Genomic DNA, 17,245 nt, shown 5'->3' on the forward strand with positions numbered 1-17,245 from the left:
ACGGTTGACCAAAGCCAGGTGCTTCCGTTTCAGAGACACTACTATGGTAACAATTGAAACAATTTACACACCGACCGCACAGTTGTCGTGCGGTCGGGTGTGCATTGATTTTCAATGGCTTCTGTAGCAACTACTGATGACCGCCGTCTGTCTCCACGGAAGAGGTCTCAATCCGAGTCACTGCACCCTGGTTCGCCGTGTTCACAGACTCCTCAGGTCCATCACCATCTAGAACAGATACCTCATATTCACTTGCCCGGACCCGCAGTGGGAACCAGCCCTCTTCATCAACCCCGAGTAACGCCTCAGAGTACCCGTCATCGTCGTTTCCGGCCTTCGCCGAACGAACCCAGTTCACTTCTCGCTCGCTCAGCCCGAACCACTCGGCCAGCTCCTCGGCTGCTTCGTCCACCCGATGAATGAGTTTCATCGAGCAGAGATTCGCAATCGTCCGTGCTTCGGGTGTCAGAGAGAACTCACCCCCAGTCTGCGAGATGAACTGTAAGGACAGATCGTAGTGTCGACTGTGGCGAACGGCCGTCTCCAGGAAGCCAAGCGAAGTCGAGTCGCCCATGAGGTAATGCGCTTCGTCGATGACGAACACGACACGCTTCTCAGTCTGTTTTGCGCGCTCGTACACCGCGTTGAACAGCACCTGCATCATGAGACTCGTCTCAGTCTGCCCGCGGGTGCCTTCCTCCTGGTGGAGGTCGAGGTAGATCACGTCGTTCGTGAAGTCGAACTGCGTTGGCTCGGCGAGATTCGCTAAATCTCCACCCTCGCGGAACGACGGCCGAAGGTCGATGAGCAGCGATTGAACGTCGCTCTTGACCCGCTCTTGCTCACCAGCAGTGATGTACCCGAACGCACCAGGCTCGTCCAGCATGTCCTCAAGGACCGCAATCACGGCTCGAATCGTCGGCGAGGGGTTGGCGTGCGTCGCTGGGTCTTTCGTGATGCCCTGACGCTCGTATGCCTCCTGGACAGCCCGTCGAAGCGTCTGTTTCCGGTCTTCGAGTGGACTGCTCGCGACGTTTTCGAAGAACGTCTCGAAAAAGGTGAGCACCCACGAGATTTGCTCAGACCACGGATCCAGGTCCGGGACGGAATCGAGAATGTCACCAGGCGTCGGCTGCAGCTCAAGCGGGTTGAAACCACGTGAACCACCGACGGTGACACGCTCACCACCAAGCGCGTCGTTCACACCTGAAAAGCCCTCCAGCGGGTCGAGCATTACGATCATCGAATCCTCGTCGTACATCGCTCGCCGAACCAACTGGAGTTTCGTCGAGAACGACTTCCCGGCGCCGAGCTTCCCGATGACCATCGCACAGTAGCCCGTCTCCCGGGTGAATCGGTCAAGGATGAGCGGGCTCTCGTTGAGCGCGTAGGTTCCGTACTCGATACCGGGTTCGGCGAGTGCGCCGGCAACGAAGGGGAACATGGCCCCGACTGCGGCGCTCAACATCGGCGTCTTTGTGTCCAGTTGGCTGTTGAGCGTGTCGACACCGACCGGACTGTTCGCCGTGAGTGCATCCAGTTGCGCAAACCGTGGCGTGACTGGTGTCAGATTCGCCGGGCCTCGACGAGCCGTATTCGCAACACTGTCGATATCCAGTGTCTCTTTGGTCTCACCGCGAACCGTGAGGTACATCGAGACATCGAAGGCTTTCATCGAGGTGTTCCTGAGAACGTCGTAGAGCTCCTGGTGGTCGGTGAGATCTTTCTGGATGCCACGGGCACCGGCACGACGTTTCTCGGCGAGGTATTCGACATCGGCCTCCAGATCCTCGATACGATTTTCCAGTGAGTCGAGCGTGGACTCGGTATCGCGCGGATCGATGTGCATCGAGATATCCGTCTCACGGGTTTCGGCTGTCGAGTACAGCGTCTCGAAGATGCCATCGATCGGCGCATCCGGGAACTCGGCTATCCAGAGCGTGCGTGCCCACCTGTCGCCAGTTCCGATCGCCGTCGACCCGCGTTCGATGGAGTCGGGCCCGAGAAGGGATTGTTGGCTCGCCGACTGTTCCATGAGTGGGCTATCGCTCGGGTCGTATTCGACAGCCATGCCAGTTCCAGAGTCCGCTTCCGACGAATCGACTACGTCTTCCGGCTCTTCGGAGGAGTCGGTCCCGAGAAACGGGAGGAAATCGAGAGTCATCGGGCCCCTCCGACGAGAGGACCTGTGCGAAGCGCCTGAGACATATCTCCGTATTCGAGTTCGTGCCCGGCCCAGAACTCACCGATGAGTGTCGTCGCCTCGCCGGCATCGACGCGACTGGCCTGACAGTCATCGATCTCTCGGATACCGGCTTCGACGCGACGAACACGTTCTTCGAGTGTCTCGAACATCGCCGCGCGCTGGTCTTCGATCGGCGGCGCGTTCCACGTCTGCACGAACGTCTCGAGTACCGGAACGCCGACGAGTTTGTTCAGGACGCTTTCGCGTTCGAAACGGACCTCTTGGGGCGCCACGGAGACGACGATGTAGTGATCCCGAATGGTCATCTGTCGGGCGGCGAGATCGCGCTCGTACCAGTCGATGTAATTGTCGATGAGCGCCTGTAGCTGTGGATTGGCTTTGGCGTCCGGATCGCTTCGACGGTCTCGGTAGTGGTCCAGATACGTCTCGACGGGAAAGGCCTGTGTCGTCGAGAAGATCTGCAATGGGAACGTGACAGTCGTATTTAAGAACTCCTGAAACGCCGTTGCCTTCTGTTTCCATTCGTCGTCAGTCGCCAGCCCCATCGGTGGGGGGAGCACCTGTACGAGCGCGATAAAGGCCCCATCCGTTCGTTCAAGGACGCCCCTGTCCGGATAGATCGTCTCGATATGTGTCTGCGCTTTCGCAGCCTCGTGACCCTCGTGCGCGTTCATGGACTTGAATCGGGCCATCAGCATGACCCAATCGAGGCTAGTCGTGTATGATGGCGTCAGATAGACAAAGAGGACACCCACGCCGATCGCAAGAGCAGCAAGGGGCAGCGTCAGTGCCTGCACGCGATACCCACTGACACTGAGTGAGGCAGGGAGTATCGTCTGCGTGAGGAGGACAACGACGACACCCGGAAAGAGCGCGACCGCCGCGTCTGTCAGGGTGTACGAGCCGATCAGTTTCGCGTCTGTGCCCAGCGATTTCGGGATTCGTTTTGCAGGTTGGTTACTCATCTGTCTAATTGATGTATCGCGGTCGGTCGTCGTCGGGATCGGCAGAAGATGGGCCGTCGGTACTGTCAGTACGCTCGTCGTGACGTGGCCCGCTCTCAGACGAAGTGCCTCGATCTCTGAGTGTCTCGAACTGGTTGTTCCGAGAGTCGGATGTGCGTGTTTCCGTCGTCTGCTGGACGTTCTCAGAGTGAGTCGTCTTTGTAGAGATTCGGGACTGTAGCGATGTCGCAGTAGCATTGAGCCGTGTCCCCACAGCGTGTGCACGGGAGTTCCCAGAGCCGAGGACGACCTGGCCATCCGGCCGGACAGCAGGCTTTCCCTGCAAGCCACGGCTGAAATTTTGCGTGCCCGTCTGCGTCGTTGCACCGGCAGTGCGGGCCTTTGCAATACGTGCTTTGCCGTGGTCACGAGAAGTGTGCCTGGCTGCACTATCGGCCATGAAGAACAGCGCCCCTGCTTGCCAGAACAGGACAAACGGCGAAATAACCGCGACGAGTGGCGTGAGAATGGCCAGAAGCCACTGGCCGACGCCGTCCATCGAGAGTGTCGCCGACGAACCCAGTAACTGCCCCACTCGGAGGAGCAATGCGACGGGTACGGTCATGAACAAGAACGGGACGTAGAACCCAGCAAGCCGTTTCATGAACTGCGAGGCAAGCGAGAACGGTCCAACGCCCGGAACCCAGAATACGATGAGCAACGGCATCAGCAGCACGAAGAGATAGAGAACGACTTGGCGGGTCAGATAGACCAGCGCCAGAATCAAGAAGAGAGTCAAGTCGACTGTAAGCGAGAGTGCTAGACCGAGCGTCCCGATAGCACTGATCGAGAGCGTATCGAACAGCGAGATATTCGATAGCGACGGGAGCAGAAACCCACTGAGGCCGTCGATGAACCGGAGCGACAAGCTCGCGATCCACCACCACGAGAGAATGCCCAGCAAGCCAGAGAAGGCCCGTTTCTTGAGCTTCGTTCGGTGGTAGTGGCTGAAGAGGTAACTCGTGGATTCGAGAAAGATGATGAGCCCGATCATGAGCCCCCACAGTAACAGTGACAGCGGTACCATCGTTTCCCAGTAGAAATCGTAGAGAGCAGGCCACCCGCCGTTCGTGGGACGGGTGAACACTGAATCTGGGTTGGGAGTCTGGACGATAAGATCGAGAAGATCCTCGGAGTACCGACTGACAAACCTGGAGATAGGATTAACGAGAACACGGATGATCTCGTCTATAGAATCGACAATGATGTCACCGAGCGATGACATTATGAATTCCTCTCAGACTGCTCCCACTCAATCTCGGTTCGGGAGTAGACAACCCGATCAACGAGATCCAGTGATATTTTTTCTCCCCCGCATGTCGGGGTTAGAACGGTTTCTATGGTAGAACCGTCTGCGATGCCGATCTGCATTCTGAACGGCCGCGGTTGTCGCTCACAGCTATGCCCCACCTCTGGGAACGCTAGCGGCTTTGAGTTGTTGAGGTAGCTCTGATTTTCACCCGGGCCTACAATGAATTTATCTTTCGAGCTCAGCAAGTCTACATAGGGAATAGAAGCGTTATCTATCGGGTCATCGTTAGCAGTATAATTTGGTGCATCTTCGAAGGTAGCATCGTAGATCCACGTCGGTCCTGTTCCATTGTTATCGACTGTAAAAACGATCCGTGCCAAGTCAGCTGGCGAATCATATTCTCTGTATTGCCGAACACCAGTAAGCCGAATATCTGGAATGATCGACAGTTCCTTTTTCAGTTCGGTTCCATCAATAACGACAACGAGTTCATACAGTCCCGGGGTGTAGTGAGACGAGGTATTGAATCCTGGTTCGAACTCAATAATCTGGAACCGAACCGTTCTAACGCCCGCTTCTACGGGTTGACTATCGAAGGCAGTCCCATCAGGTCCAATGAGAACCGCCTCAGTTACGTCATCACTGGATAGCTCGACAACGAGATCTCGTGAGCCAACGGTAACATCCGAAACAACCGACTCGAAGGACGGGCTCGTGGGCTCGCCGACATCACGAGATGCACACCCAGCCAGAGCGAGTGAACTCCCAGTAACCCCAGCAAGGAACGCACGCCGGGAATATCGTGGCGACATCAGAGTCCTCTCCATGGTGGCCAGAAGTTCCAGCTCGTCACGCGGCTGATGAGGTAGCCACCGAATAGGAGGACGCCAATTGGGACGAAGCCCCAAAAGAGCGCGTCCACGTACTGGAGCACCGTGCCACCGGTGTGAACGACCGCAGTGTCACCGGTGTAGCCCGGAATGTTTCGCCACCAGTCCCCGGGCACGTACCGTGCTGAAACGGCATCCTGAGAGCGAGAGACGGTCACCGAGGCGACGCCACTCTCGTTCGTGTTGACTCGCTCGCCTGCGATGAGGAGATGTCCCTCTCTGGCGGCAGTCTCGATCGGAGCGCCCGTCGCAGCGTCGCTGAGGTGAGCGTGGACAGTAATTGTCTCATCGGTCCGGCCGACGACTGCGAGTGTGAGGTTACTTTCAGTGAGTGGGATAGCTTCGAACTGCTCAGGGTTGAGTGGAAGACTCGTTCCACGGACGAGCCCTATTGCACGAATCTGGTGCAGATCGTGATTCGTCGTCTCGACTCGCGTAGCGATACCGAAACTACCTGTGTAGCCCCCTTCGATTGCGTCTAAGGCGACGGCTTCCGGGAGCGCAGGCGCATCGTACGCCTCACCGTAGACTTCGAGCAGCGATGTCGTGACTCGTGGCCACGGTGTCGGTCCGGTTTCGATGGGGTAGGCGTGGACCTGAAGCGGATGGACGGGCGAATGAGTCATGTTCGACCCACCAGCACGATACGTGGTGAGGGAATCCCACGATGGAGTGCGAGCGCTGTAGAATCGCCAGACGCCACGAACATCACCATCCGGAAGCGAAAGTCCGTACCACGGATAGCTCTTGTACGTAACCAGGCCCAAATCGCCATCAGGATACTCCGTTTCGAATCCAGAGACGGTCAGTTCGTAGACGCGAACGCGTGTAGTTTGCCGGACGGTGAGTGTTTCTTCGTGTCGGGTACTGGTAGCGCTCTCATTTCTGGCTTCGTCTGTCTCTTCGAGTGCCACAGAAACCGTCGCTTCGAGCGTGAGATTGCGATACTGGTCACTGTTGGCTGTGAGGTTGCTGTAGCTGAGTGTCGGTGTGTTCGTCCCCGCCGTTTCGTCGAGGACCTCACCGTCGAGGAGCAATCGAGTTGACTCGACCTCGTGTGACTGAACTGCCCACTGGCTCGCCTGCGGAGCAGACGAGTTCGTCTCCGGGACAGAAATACGATAATCTAAGACGCCGTGAACCACTCCATTTGGCGCGATATACAGTGGTTGCTCACGTTCTGAGAGGTGGACCCTGGTGGAAGGTTGGACTGCAAGCATCGAGATACCGAGATCCCGTAGATACGTCCCGTCGGAAAGTGTCGCGCCTTGTGGGTGACTCGCGGCATCTGTGCCAGTCTGTGGGATCTCGCCGTGCTCGCCAGTGTTCCACGTCTCGACCGCCCGTGGAGGACGATCTAATGGGAGATCCGTACCATCTGTGAGCAATTCTTGTGGCTGGCTCTCGTTGATATTGCGTAGCGTTGTCCTGTCTTCGTCCCCGGCCCAGAGCGGCCGGAATGTACTTTCGTTGAGCCCATGATCGGGCTCTTTCGGAGGGTGGGCAACACTCTGGCCGGTTGTGCCGATCACGACTGCAACCACTGCAATTGCGAGGAGTCCAACGCGTCCAGTCGTCCTTAGAACGCGCAACTGCTTCCTCCAGAGACGACCGTATTCAGGAGGAACTGAACGATAGCGGTCGCGAGGGGTGCGACGATAATCCCCCAGATAATACCCTGGTTTCGGATTTCTTTGAGCTCTTTTTTCAGATCAGCCCGTCGGACAGCCGGCGTGACAACTGCGGCCCCGAGAGCGAGTGTCCCGCCAATGAGTGGCCCACCGAATTGGATGACGGTAAACAGGTTCTGTATCGTCGTTGCCATATCCGTGGTACAAAAGCTCTGACCGATAGATTGAGCCAGGGCTGGTTCGACCGCGAGAAGCGAGAGCAGCCCAACGGAAAGTCCGAAGCGACCAATTACCGGCGCGATCCGAGCGATGCGACTACGTCGTCCGTCTGTCGGCCTAGTGGCCGACGAGGTGTTTGCAGACATATCTGTCAGCGACGCAAGAATCGATATTTCGCTAACCCCGTACCCGAAGCACGGGTGACCCTCTGCGTCTATCAAAATCAGTTGGGAGTCGGGTAATAAGTTTTGCGTATGTTTTGCTAACGTTACCAGAAAACTGTGTATTTGTAAAGATTGCGTACTATGTACTTACCAACTACACTAAGATCGCTACTCGAAGTCGGCTCTCCCGGTCCGGTAACACTCCCAGCACGGGAAGTCAGTACGGCACTCTGTACACTCCTCACTAGTCCGGTCAAGACGATCAGGAGACGAGCCAATCAGTACGTCAGTGGTGTCTGCGATGTTGTCTCTATCGGCCTGTAACCGCGAGCAACCACCATCGGCCGCAATCGGTGGCTCGCCCCGTTTCACCCGCTGGAGGGTATCGAGCAGCGGTCGTCGAATCGCGACAGCCACTCGATGTTTGCACGCCCCGTCAAATCGGGTATCTGCCGGGCACGTACACGAAACTGGAATACCATCGTCGATGGAGACAGCGTACTGGTGGTCCTCGGGGGTAGCGTGACTCTCGTTGCGAACCAGAATATCGGTTCCACAGATGGAGAGATCAAGTGCTTCGTACTGCGCTCGCTTTGCGACTCGCTTGCTGAATTCGAGTTGTTCTAGAGGATGCATTGGTTCTTCGGGCACCTACAGACGAGCGCCCGCACCCGTCAGGGCGCGAGATAAAATCACGACGAGGCGAGCAGGGAGTGTCGCTCCCTCCCAAAGGATTAGCAGAGAGATGGGCTATGGTGGATTCAAGCGGGTGTTGGCAAGTGCGGGGTCGTCACGTTCTAGTGCTGTTCGCCAGCATTTCAACACCGCTCGCGTGACAACTTCGACCGCTTCGACTTCGATACACGAGGGAACGCTCGTGTTCGCATCCGGAGGTTCGTGGAAGTGTTTCTCTTGGAAGTTCGGCTCCGGATAGCGATCGAAGCGAAAGTCGATGCCATCTGGTTCGGTGTAATGGAAATTGTAGCAGTCCCGCTCCGTCCAGACAATATCGAACCGTCCAGACGGATTGGAGCCGAAGCCCTCGCCGACCGTAATATTCAGTGGGTTGAGAAAGAGAGTGACGTATTCGCGTGACAATCAGCCTTTCATCCCGGACAGACTCATGCCACGGATGAAGTAGTTCTGTGCGGCGAGGAAGGCCACGATGACCGGAGCGACGATAATCAGCGCCGCAGCCATCATCAGTCCCCACTCAGCGAAGTACTGGTTTCTGACGGCGAATAGCGCCACAGGAAGCGTGTACATATTCGTGTCGTTAGCGATGATCAGGGGCCACTGGAAGTTGTTCCAGGCGCCCATGAACGTGAAGATACCAAGTGTTGCCAGTGCGGGTTTCGCAAGCGGGAGATAGATCTTGTAGAAGGTCTGGAACTCGTTGCACCCGTCAATCTTGGCCGCGTCTCCTAGTGCGGAGGGAAGCGACTTGAAGTGCTGGCGCAACAGGAAGATTCCCAGCGGGTTGGCTACGAGCGGGGCAATGAGTCCTTGGTACGTGTTGATCCACCCGAGCTGGGTGAGGATCAGGTACACGGGGATCAGCGTCACCATCGCTGGAATCATCATCGTGGAGATGAACCCCAGGAACAGCTTGTCGCGCCCCCAGAAGTTGATTTTCGCCAGGGAATAGCCTGCCAGCGAGTCGAAGATCAGGTTGAACGTGGTCACTGCGCCGGCAAAGATGACTGTATTGATGAACCACCGGACGAGTGGAATATCGGGTCGTTCCCACAAGGTGACGAAGTTCTCGAGCGTCGGTGCCGCAGGGATGAACGACACAGCTGAAGCTGTCGGAGTCGCGGAGAGCGACGTGGTGAGTGTCCACCAGAACGGCAGGGTCATCCAGAGAGCCCCAGCTGTGACAGCTGCGTAGAGCAGTGTCGTCTTCGACCAGTAACCGACGCCCGTCCGATCGTACCCCGGATACTCGTAGTCTGAGCGGGCCATCAGTAATCGACCTCCGCTTGATCACGGTAACGGTACTGGTAGTAGCTGAAGGTGAAGATAATCAGGAAGAGGACGAACGCCATTGCGGCCCCTTCACCGAACGCACCTTCCTCGAAGGCACGCTGGTAGATGAGCAGGACAGACGTTGTCGTCGAGTACACCGGTCCACCCTCAGAGAACACCAGCGCGATGCCGAACACTTGGAAGGCCGAGATGATTGCCATCACGAAGACGAAGAAGTTCGTGTTCCCGAGGTTCGGCCACGTGACGTGGCGGAATCGGTGCCAGCGGCTCGCCCCATCGATACGGGCAGCCTCGTACAGTTCCTCGGGTATGTTCTGCAACCCCGCGAGGAAGAAGATCATGTTCGAGCCAATGCCGCCCCAGATAGCCATTAGCATCACGCCACCCAGTGCGGTCCCGGGGTCGCCAGCCCAGTTGTGTTCGAGGAACGTCGGCAGGAGTCCGTTGATCACACCGTCACCTGCGAGGAACCATCGCCACATCACGGCCGAGGCGGCCCCCGAGAGCATCACGGGCATGAAGTACGCGGCGCGGTAGGTTTTCTTGAACCGGACACGCTTGTCGAGCATCAGTGCAACCGCGAGTCCGCCGAAGATCTGCAACGGCACGGTCCCGATGGCGTAGACGAAGGTATTTTTCAACGAATACCACCACAGGCTCGTCGCGGGATCGGTGAACACCTCCGGGTTCCAACTCAGTCCGCCGTTCTCGATGGAAACGGGAAGCGGTTGCAGTACCGTCACGTAGTTCGTGAGTCCGACCCATTGGCCCGAGCCAGCCAGAATACTCCACTCCTGGAAGGAGATATAGAAGGCGTAGAGCACAGGGCCCAGCAGAAACGCCGAGAACACGATGATGTTGGGTGCGACGAAGGCGGCCCCCATCAGATTGTTCTGGTCCTCAGTGATTCCAACGGACCGCTTGAGCTTCGTCAGGGCGTGTCGGACCCGTGTGATGGCGTCCGTGACCGATCGCTGGCTCTCGGTGGCCATTGCTATCTCAGAGGACCTCGCTGTTGATCTTGGTCTGTGCCGTTTCGAGCGCGTCGGACGGCGACTTCTCGCCCAGCATCGCCGCTTCTAGCTGTGGACGCACACGATTGACGATCGACTCGCTGTTCGGCCCAAATGAGAATGGTTGCGACCACTCGCCGGCATCGAGTAAGGTCTTCCGGCGCGGGTGGTTCTGGTAGTATTCCAGTTCGGAGTGGGACTGCCGAGCGGAGAGGGCGAGTCCTTTGCGTGCCCACTGTGACATCCCTTCGTCGCCGGTGAGACTACGGATCAGCTCACGCGCTGCCGCAGGACTGTCGGTCTTCGCAGAGGCGCTGTAGGAGACCGTGTAAGCGATAGTCGCTTTCTGTCCATCGCTCGGGATCGGAAGATGTGCAACGTCGACTTGGTCGTTGATATCCGGATTATCCTCGTATCCTTCCAGGAACGGAAGGCCCCACGGGCCCAACACGGCGGTTGCGACTTCTTGGCTCGCGAGCGCAGCGCCGTGCCAGCCCGAACCGAGATCGGTCGGGAGCGCCAGCAGACCGTCTTCCCTGAGCCCAACGAGATACTCGAGGGCCTCGACGCCCGCGTCACTCGCAAACACGACCTCGCTGCCGTCGTCCGAGAGGACCTGTCCGCCGTTCTGGAAGAGGAACGCCCACCAGGATCGAGCATTCGCAAACTCGATCATCGGTGCCTTGAAATTCTCGTTCGAGACGTTGTCTTTGAGTGCCGAGAGTACGTCCTCCAGATCAGACCACGTCTCTGGCGGTTCGACACTGGCCTCTTCGAGCATTGCAGTGTTGTGGAACAGCCCAAGCGTCGAGAAGTCCTTCGGGACCCCGTACAGCGTCCCGTCGAACCGGAACGCTTCCAGCAACGGCTGGAAGAAGTCGTCAGTGTTGTACTCCTCGGACGCTTCGAGTTCGTCCATGGAGAGCAACACATTGGCCGACGCGAACGATGGGAAGTACGACGAGTCGACGTAGAACGCGTCGGGCGCGTTGCCTGCCCCCAGTTGTGTCTTGATCTTCTGTTTGTACTTCGACTGGATCGGGTTGTAATCCACCGAGATCGCGCTGTGGGTCTCCTCGAAACTGGCCACGAGTTCCTTGACTAACGCGGACTCTTCGTTGTTCGCAGCCCACCCAGAGAGGGTGATATCTGCGTTCATCGGCGTCGCGGTCTGGTCTCCCGTCGTGGTGGTGGAGTCACCACCACTGCCACCGGACCCATCCGCTGTGTTCTGCCCACTTCCACCATCACTGCCGCCGAGACAACCAGCGAAAGCGGCTGTGAGTCCCGCGATACTTGCACTCTGAACGAACCGCCGGCGGGAAACCGAGTTCCCGTTGGCACGGTCTGACATGTATGTTCGTGCAGAACGAATAACCAAGGATATATAATACTTTCCCTATTTTCACTACTCCAGTAGTAACATACCCTGCCTTTATTACCCCACCTACGCAAAGCGGAGTACGATGAAGGCCGATAGCACAGTAATCATGGGCTCGACCTTTCTGGTAACAGACTCGGAGGGCCGGCCGACCAGAGACCACGACGGCTTCTACTATCGAGATGTTCGGCATCTGGACGACTACGCGCTCTCGGTAGACGAGGACCTGGAGTCGCTCGAAGTGGTAGATGTCCGCCCAGGTGAGCGGTTGTTACACCTCGGAACGCCGCTCGAGACCGGTTCCCGGAAGCTTCACGTCAGCCGTCGGCAGTTCGTTGCTGACGGTCTCTTCGAGGATCTCACTATCTCGAACCTGTCCGGGAGTCCGGTCAAGACATCGCTCACCCTGCGTCTGGGATCCCGGTTCGACGATCTCTTCGAGGTCCGTGGAATGGTCGCTGATCTCGACCGAACGATCGACGTTGACCGACACGAGACGGGACTCACCTTTCGGTATGCCCCCAGTGACGCAGCCTTCTCGCGGTCTGTCTCGATTACGCTGGCTCACGTAGCGGATATCGCGATCGACGTGAATTCCAGAGCCAACCGGGTTGACGCAACTATCGAAGCCGATCTCACACTCGCTCCCGGAGAGTCCAGAACTGTACCGGTAGCGGTGACAGTCGATGGTCCGGCACCGGCGGCGCAACAGCTACAGGTTGCTCGAAAGACCGTCCGAGACCGAGCGGAGGACTGGACAGAGGCAAAGCCGATTCCCGAACACAGTGGCTCCTGGACGTCGGTGCTCCGAGAGAGCCACGAGAATCTACTCGAACTCCAGCTACCGACTGAACACGGGCCAATACTGGCTGCCGGAGTGCCCTGGTTCGCGACGGCGTTCGGTCGTGATTCGATCATCGCTGCCTTCCAATCACTCGGAGTCGACACAGGGCTCGCGAAAGGAACCTGTCGCTATCTGGGTGCACATCAGGCTGACACGTACGACGCGGAGCGGGACGCGGAACCGGGCAAGATACTCCACGAGATCCGCTGCGGTGAGTTGACCGCCCGCGAACTCGTCCCGCACCGTCCGTACTATGGAACCGTTGACGCGACGCCGCTGTTCGTTGTCTTGGTCCACGAAACGTGGCGACGCACCGGGGACGACGAATTCTTGGCTGAACTCTGGCCCAACGTGCAGCGTGCGCTAGAGTGGCTTGACGACCATGCAAAACGCACTGATGGGGGACTGCTGGCATACGGACTCGACAGTCAGGGGTCCGGTCAACTGCGCCATCAGGGCTGGAAAGACAGCGGTGACGGGATTGTTTACCCTGACGGGAGCTACCCCAGCGGTTCCCTTGCCGTCGCGGAGGTCCAAGGCTACGAGTACGATGCGAAGCGGCGGGGCGCAGAACTGGCCAGTGAGATGGGGGAACGGCAGTTCGCAGCGACACTCGAAAAGGAAGCCGAACGCACTAAGCAGCGCTTCGACGAGGCCTTCTGGCTCTCAGACGAGGAGTTCTACGCGGTAGCAGTCGAGGAAGGCGGTGACGCAGTCCCGTCGATCACCACGAACCCAGGCCACTGTCTCTGGAGCGGCATCGTTCCGGAGACCCGAGCGGACGCGGTGGTCGACCGACTACTCGCACCTGAGATGTTCACTGGGTGGGGAATCAGGACACTGTCAGCGAGCCACGATGCGTATAACCCGCAGAGTTACCACCTGGGGAGTGTCTGGCCCCACGACAACTCGATCGTTGCCCTCGGGATGGCCCGCTATGGACGCCAGGACGCTGCCAGCCAAGTCGCCGAGGGGCTACTGGAGGCCGCTCAGGCTCGTGGAAACGACAGACTGCCTGAGTTATTTGCCGGCTTCGAACGGAGCGAAACCGACGTTCCGGTCACGTACGGTGAAGCCTGTGAACCACAGGCTTGGGCAGCCGCTGCGCCCCTGGCGTGTCTGCAGGCGATCCAGGGTACCCCCGTCGAACCACCACGAGAAATCCGCCACTGAGCGACTGAGTATGACGCTATGACTGACCGGCCCAGACTGGACCCGACAGGGACGTTGGCTGCATTCGGGAGAGTAGCGTATTCGGACCTGACTAGCGTCGTCGTACTAAGTCTGGTCTTCTCCGTTGCGGCCCTCCCGATTGTCACCGTTGGGCCAGCTATCCTCGCGCTCGTCGCGGCGCAGACGGCTGGCGTGACAGGCGAAGCAGCAGGGGGAAAAATCACCGAACGAGATCGTCTCAGCCGGTTCAAAACAACATTTGTCGACCAGTTTCGACTTGGGTTCGTTCTCGGTCTGCCGCTGCTCGCAGTGGCCGTCTCGACAGGCTGGTACGCCAGCCTCGCTATCGCCAACCAGAGTGGGACGCTACTCATCGGAACCATCGTCGGGCTCTACGCGACCGTCGTAACACTCGTTGGTGTCTTCAGGGCGGCATCACTCGTCGTTAGAACGGGGGCTACAGTCCCCAAACAAGCGCTGTGGGACAGCGGTCTCTTGCTCGTCGAAACACCGTCGTTTACTGTGTTGCACGTCCTGTTCGCGGCACTGCTACTCCTGCTCTGTTCCGGGCTGGGCGTGGCTGTCGTGGTCCTGCTGCCCGGTTTGTTGGGTGTCCTCGAAGTGGTTACGTACGAGGAAACCACCGGTGACGGAGCGCTCAGAGTCGTCCGCGCCTACCAGGGACAACTCCGAGTTGGGGAGAAAGGATGACACGACGCGAGATTCACGTGGCCAGCGCAGTTCCAGTCGCATTTCTTGCTGTCATCATCGGACACCATCCTTTGTTCGCTGTGCCATTGGTCGCTGGGACAGTCCTCCCGGAACTGGATGCGCTCCGCGAACATGTCCACCGCTCGTGGGCACTCCATACGTTCCTGTTGCCAGCAGTCATGTTTGCTGGTCTGGAGTCCGTCAGCCTGCTTTCGCCGCTTGCTGCGACTGCGATACACTTCGTCACGCTCGGAATGGCACTGCACTTCGTGACGGATTACGTCTATCCTCGTGAGATGACACACGTTGGGGCACGCTGGCCTGTCCGGCCGGTCGTCGTCTCCGCACCCTGGGGACTGCTATGGCTCGGAGTATCCTGGACAGTGCAGTGGTTTCTGTATCTGTCCTCGGATTTCATACCGTGGTTGGTCGGTTTCAGCCCTTGAACAGCCCTCACTACTCCAGTAGTAACTATTATGGCGCCTCGGTATGACAGTCATGATAGAACATGGCGAGTGCTGAACAGCGACAACTACCGGCCGTCGAGTACGACGGCGTCACAAAAGTGTTCGACTCCGACGACGGTGATGTCGTCGCCGTCGACGACCTCGATATCTCCGTTCGAGAGGGCGAATTCCTCGTATTAGTTGGCCCATCGGGCTGTGGAAAATCGACCACACTCCGACTGCTCGCCGGTCTCGAAGAGATCAGCGACGGTGAGATCAGTGTCGGTGGGACGGTCGTCAACGACAAGAAGCCCAAAGACCGGAACATCGCGATGGTGTTCCAAAACTACGCGTTGTACCCGCACAAGACTGTCCAGGAGAATATGCGCTTCGGGCTGGAGATGACGACGGAACTCGAAGACGCCGAGATCGATAGTCGAGTCTCCGAGACTGCCGAGATGCTGAGTATCTCAGAACTGCTCGAACGCCGACCCGGCGCGCTCTCGGGCGGACAAAAACAACGCGTCGCGCTGGGGCGGGCCATCGTCCGCGAGCCGCAGGTATTCCTGATGGACGAGCCCCTCTCGAACCTCGATGCCAAGCTCCGCACGGAAATGCGAACGGAGCTTCAACAACTCCACGAGCAGCTCGGTGTCGCCACAGTCTACGTGACTCACGACCAGACCGAAGCGATGACAATGGGAGATCGTATTGCCGTCCTCAACGACGGGCAGCTCCAACAACTGGGGACACCGCTAGAGTGTTACCACGAACCAGCCAATCGGTTCGTCGCAGGATTTATCGGCTCCCCCAGTATGAATTTCCTGGACCTGACATACGATACTGCAAACAGTATCGGAACTGGCGATGGAATCGAATACGGATTCACCGACCAGCAGACCGAGAAAATCGGTCCTGTATCGTCAGTCACACTGGGAATCCGGCCGGAAGATATCGAACTAGCGAGTTCCTCGGGACCAGCTACTGTTCCTGCTACTGTCGAGGTTGTCGAACCGATGGGCCGGGAAAACCTCCTGCACGTCCGTGTCGGCGGAACCGAGATGGTTGCCTCTGTCGACGGGTCCTACAACATCTCCCTGGGACAGGATGTACGCCTCCGGTTCCCGCACGACCGGATCCACGCCTTCGAGACGGACTCGGGGACGACAATCTTCAACCGCGCAGTTGAGACTGAATCCCTCCCAGAAGGCGTCACAATTTAATCACGGCGTCAACCAACATTAGGCGATGGACACGGAGACGCTCCGATCGACGCTCGAAGACGTCGGTCTCACGCAGTACGAAGCCGAGGCTTATATTACCGTACTCGAGTTAGGGAGCGCATCGGCGACGGAGATCGCCAACGCCAGTGGTGTGCCACAAGCTCGCATCTACGATGTGCTCCGGAATCTCGAAGGGAGTGGGTACGTCGAGACCTACGAAGAGGACAGCCTGCGCGCACGCGCTCGAGACCCTGCCGAGATCATCGAAAAACTCGATGCATACGCCGAAACAGTCGCCGATGCAGGGTCGGAACTTGAGGATCGATGGGAAGAGCCGACAGTCGAAAACCACCAAGTGAGCGTTATTCGACCCGCCGACTCCGTCTTCGACCGGGCCGCAGAGAAGATCGAGGATGCGAAAAACGAGATTCAGACTGCACTAACACCAGACCAATACCAAACGCTCAAATCGGCACTGGTCAGCGCACACGACCGTGGTGTGGTCATCAAGGCGACTATCACCGGTGTCGAGGAACCACCAGACTTCGATTTCGAAGGTGTTGTGACCGAAGTGAGACACCGCCGGCTTCCGACTCCATTCTTGGTATTGGTCGATCGTCTATCAGCTTGCTTCACGCCCGCCGAATCGGTTCACCCGGCACAACGGTATGGACTTCTCATCAACGACTATTCCCTTTCTCATATGGTGGATTGGTATTTCCAGACGGCGTTCTGGGAGCCGTGGCCGACGATCTATTCGGGGCGTGAAACTGGAACGCCGCGGGTTTACACCAATATCCGAGAATGCATCAGAGATATCTACACAGCGTTCGATACTGGGAAGAAGATCATACTCACGGTACATGGACAACTCCAGACTGAAGGAGTGGAGAAACGACTCACAGGCACCGTCGTCGATATCACGTATACTCCCGGAGAAAACGGACCAGCACTTGCTACGTTTACTGAAGAAGCATCCATCGAAATGGAGACTGCCGAAGGGACATTTAATATCGGTGGCTGGGGAGCCATGTTAGAAGATATTGAAGGCAGGCGGTTCGTTGTGGAGTCGATTGCTTGATGTGAGGATCGGTACTCT

At 57.9% G+C, this 17,245-nt stretch carries 16 protein-coding genes; 5 read left to right on the forward strand and 11 right to left on the reverse strand.

Translation table 11 applies throughout. From position 1 onward, the window contains the following. Window positions 1–130: 130 nt before the first annotated feature. The 11 genes from P1L40_RS06030 to P1L40_RS06075 all read right to left on the reverse strand — a co-directional run bounded on the left by P1L40_RS06030 (window position 131) and on the right by P1L40_RS06075 (window position 11,527). Window positions 131–2,164 carry a VirB4 family type IV secretion system protein gene (locus P1L40_RS06030; RefSeq protein ID WP_284010425.1) on the reverse strand — a complete coding sequence of 678 codons (2,034 nt, stop codon included), beginning with the start codon at window positions 2,162–2,164 and terminating at the stop codon, window positions 131–133. Beyond that, entirely contained in the window at window positions 2,161–3,171 is a 1,011-nt protein-coding gene (locus P1L40_RS06035; RefSeq protein ID WP_284010426.1) for a TraC-like domain-containing protein, read from the reverse strand. Before P1L40_RS06035 ends, P1L40_RS06030 begins: the two co-directional genes overlap by 4 nt. A 4-nt stretch (window positions 3,172–3,175) precedes the next feature. After that, on the reverse strand, window positions 3,176–4,435 hold the full coding sequence (locus tag P1L40_RS06040) for a TrbL/VirB6 family protein (protein ID WP_284010427.1): 1,260 nt from the start codon (window positions 4,433–4,435) through the stop codon (window positions 3,176–3,178). Next, window positions 4,435–5,289, reverse strand: coding sequence for a hypothetical protein (locus P1L40_RS06045; protein ID WP_284010428.1), 855 nt, complete (start codon window positions 5,287–5,289; stop codon window positions 4,435–4,437). The genes P1L40_RS06040 and P1L40_RS06045 overlap by 1 nt, the downstream gene beginning before the upstream one ends. Continuing rightward, window positions 5,274–6,896 carry a DUF8186 domain-containing protein gene (locus tag P1L40_RS06050; RefSeq protein ID WP_465260784.1) on the reverse strand — a complete coding sequence of 541 codons (1,623 nt, stop codon included), beginning with the start codon at window positions 6,894–6,896 and terminating at the stop codon, window positions 5,274–5,276. The genes P1L40_RS06045 and P1L40_RS06050 overlap by 16 nt, the downstream gene beginning before the upstream one ends. A gap of 35 nt (window positions 6,897–6,931) precedes the next feature. Next, window positions 6,932–7,177, reverse strand: coding sequence for a hypothetical protein (locus P1L40_RS06055; RefSeq protein ID WP_284010430.1), 246 nt, complete (start codon window positions 7,175–7,177; stop codon window positions 6,932–6,934). Window positions 7,178–7,534: 357 nt separating this feature from the next. Continuing rightward, window positions 7,535–8,002: an SWIM zinc finger family protein gene (locus tag P1L40_RS06060; protein WP_284011111.1), complete on the reverse strand. Its 468-nt coding sequence runs from the start codon at window positions 8,000–8,002 to the stop codon at window positions 7,535–7,537. Window positions 8,003–8,116: 114 nt separating this feature from the next. Then, window positions 8,117–8,464: a toxin-antitoxin system TumE family protein gene (locus P1L40_RS23715; protein WP_473092372.1), complete on the reverse strand. Its 348-nt coding sequence runs from the start codon at window positions 8,462–8,464 to the stop codon at window positions 8,117–8,119. Next, the gene (locus P1L40_RS06065) at window positions 8,465–9,331 is read right to left on the reverse strand and encodes a carbohydrate ABC transporter permease (RefSeq protein ID WP_284010431.1); all 867 of its coding nucleotides are present in this window, start codon (window positions 9,329–9,331) and stop codon (window positions 8,465–8,467) included. Beyond that, entirely contained in the window at window positions 9,331–10,347 is a 1,017-nt protein-coding gene (locus P1L40_RS06070) for a carbohydrate ABC transporter permease (protein ID WP_284010432.1), read from the reverse strand. Before P1L40_RS06070 ends, P1L40_RS06065 begins: the two co-directional genes overlap by 1 nt. 7 nt (window positions 10,348–10,354) lie before the next feature. Next, a complete protein-coding gene (locus P1L40_RS06075) occupies window positions 10,355–11,527 on the reverse strand; it encodes an ABC transporter substrate-binding protein (protein ID WP_284010433.1) in 1,173 nt (390 codons plus the stop codon). Window positions 11,528–11,858: 331 nt separating this feature from the next. Here P1L40_RS06075 and P1L40_RS06080 point away from each other — a divergent pair, with 331 nt between their 5' ends. The 5 genes from P1L40_RS06080 to P1L40_RS06100 all read left to right on the forward strand — a co-directional run bounded on the left by P1L40_RS06080 (window position 11,859) and on the right by P1L40_RS06100 (window position 17,227). Beyond that, complete coding sequence (locus P1L40_RS06080) at window positions 11,859–13,766, forward strand: amylo-alpha-1,6-glucosidase (protein WP_284011112.1); 1,908 nt, start codon at window positions 11,859–11,861, stop codon at window positions 13,764–13,766. An 18-nt stretch (window positions 13,767–13,784) separates the two neighbouring features. After that, window positions 13,785–14,477 carry a DUF624 domain-containing protein gene (locus tag P1L40_RS06085; protein WP_284010434.1) on the forward strand — a complete coding sequence of 231 codons (693 nt, stop codon included), beginning with the start codon at window positions 13,785–13,787 and terminating at the stop codon, window positions 14,475–14,477. Then, a complete protein-coding gene (locus P1L40_RS06090; RefSeq protein ID WP_284010435.1) occupies window positions 14,474–14,923 on the forward strand; it encodes a hypothetical protein in 450 nt (149 codons plus the stop codon). The genes P1L40_RS06085 and P1L40_RS06090 overlap by 4 nt, the downstream gene beginning before the upstream one ends. A 62-nt stretch (window positions 14,924–14,985) precedes the next feature. Beyond that, window positions 14,986–16,146 (forward strand): ABC transporter ATP-binding protein, encoded by a 1,161-nt coding sequence (locus tag P1L40_RS06095; protein ID WP_284010436.1) that lies wholly within the window; start codon window positions 14,986–14,988, stop codon window positions 16,144–16,146. Between the two features lie 25 nt (window positions 16,147–16,171). Next, the gene (locus P1L40_RS06100) at window positions 16,172–17,227 is read left to right on the forward strand and encodes a TrmB family transcriptional regulator (RefSeq protein ID WP_284010437.1); all 1,056 of its coding nucleotides are present in this window, start codon (window positions 16,172–16,174) and stop codon (window positions 17,225–17,227) included. Window positions 17,228–17,245 lie beyond the last annotated feature (18 nt).

Source organism: Haloarcula pelagica (assembly GCF_030127105.1).
Taxonomy (GTDB): domain Archaea; phylum Halobacteriota; class Halobacteria; order Halobacteriales; family Haloarculaceae; genus Haloarcula; species Haloarcula pelagica.

What these genes read in the sequence shown, in the direction of transcription:
- P1L40_RS06040 (WP_284010427.1), bottom strand. Translation starts at nt 4,435, where the DNA reads ATGTCATCGCTCGGTGACATCATTGTCGATTCTATAGACGAGATCATC.
- P1L40_RS06055 (WP_284010430.1), bottom strand. Translation starts at nt 7,177, where the DNA reads ATGGCAACGACGATACAGAACCTGTTTACCGTCATCCAATTCGGTGGG.
- P1L40_RS06035 (WP_284010426.1), bottom strand. Translation starts at nt 3,171, where the DNA reads ATGAGTAACCAACCTGCAAAACGAATCCCGAAATCGCTGGGCACAGAC.
- P1L40_RS06080 (WP_284011112.1), top strand. Translation starts at nt 11,859, where the DNA reads ATGGGCTCGACCTTTCTGGTAACAGACTCGGAGGGCCGGCCGACCAGA.
- P1L40_RS06090 (WP_284010435.1), top strand. Translation starts at nt 14,474, where the DNA reads ATGACACGACGCGAGATTCACGTGGCCAGCGCAGTTCCAGTCGCATTT.
- P1L40_RS06075 (WP_284010433.1), bottom strand. Translation starts at nt 11,527, where the DNA reads ATGAACGCAGATATCACCCTCTCTGGGTGGGCTGCGAACAACGAAGAG.
- P1L40_RS06100 (WP_284010437.1), top strand. Translation starts at nt 16,172, where the DNA reads ATGGACACGGAGACGCTCCGATCGACGCTCGAAGACGTCGGTCTCACG.
- P1L40_RS06065 (WP_284010431.1), bottom strand. Translation starts at nt 9,331, where the DNA reads ATGGCCCGCTCAGACTACGAGTATCCGGGGTACGATCGGACGGGCGTC.
- P1L40_RS06030 (WP_284010425.1), bottom strand. Translation starts at nt 2,164, where the DNA reads ATGACTCTCGATTTCCTCCCGTTTCTCGGGACCGACTCCTCCGAAGAG.
- P1L40_RS06070 (WP_284010432.1), bottom strand. Translation starts at nt 10,347, where the DNA reads ATGGCCACCGAGAGCCAGCGATCGGTCACGGACGCCATCACACGGGTC.
- P1L40_RS06085 (WP_284010434.1), top strand. Translation starts at nt 13,785, where the DNA reads ATGACTGACCGGCCCAGACTGGACCCGACAGGGACGTTGGCTGCATTC.
- P1L40_RS06045 (WP_284010428.1), bottom strand. Translation starts at nt 5,289, where the DNA reads ATGGAGAGGACTCTGATGTCGCCACGATATTCCCGGCGTGCGTTCCTT.
- P1L40_RS06060 (WP_284011111.1), bottom strand. Translation starts at nt 8,002, where the DNA reads ATGCATCCTCTAGAACAACTCGAATTCAGCAAGCGAGTCGCAAAGCGA.
- P1L40_RS06095 (WP_284010436.1), top strand. Translation starts at nt 14,986, where the DNA reads ATGGCGAGTGCTGAACAGCGACAACTACCGGCCGTCGAGTACGACGGC.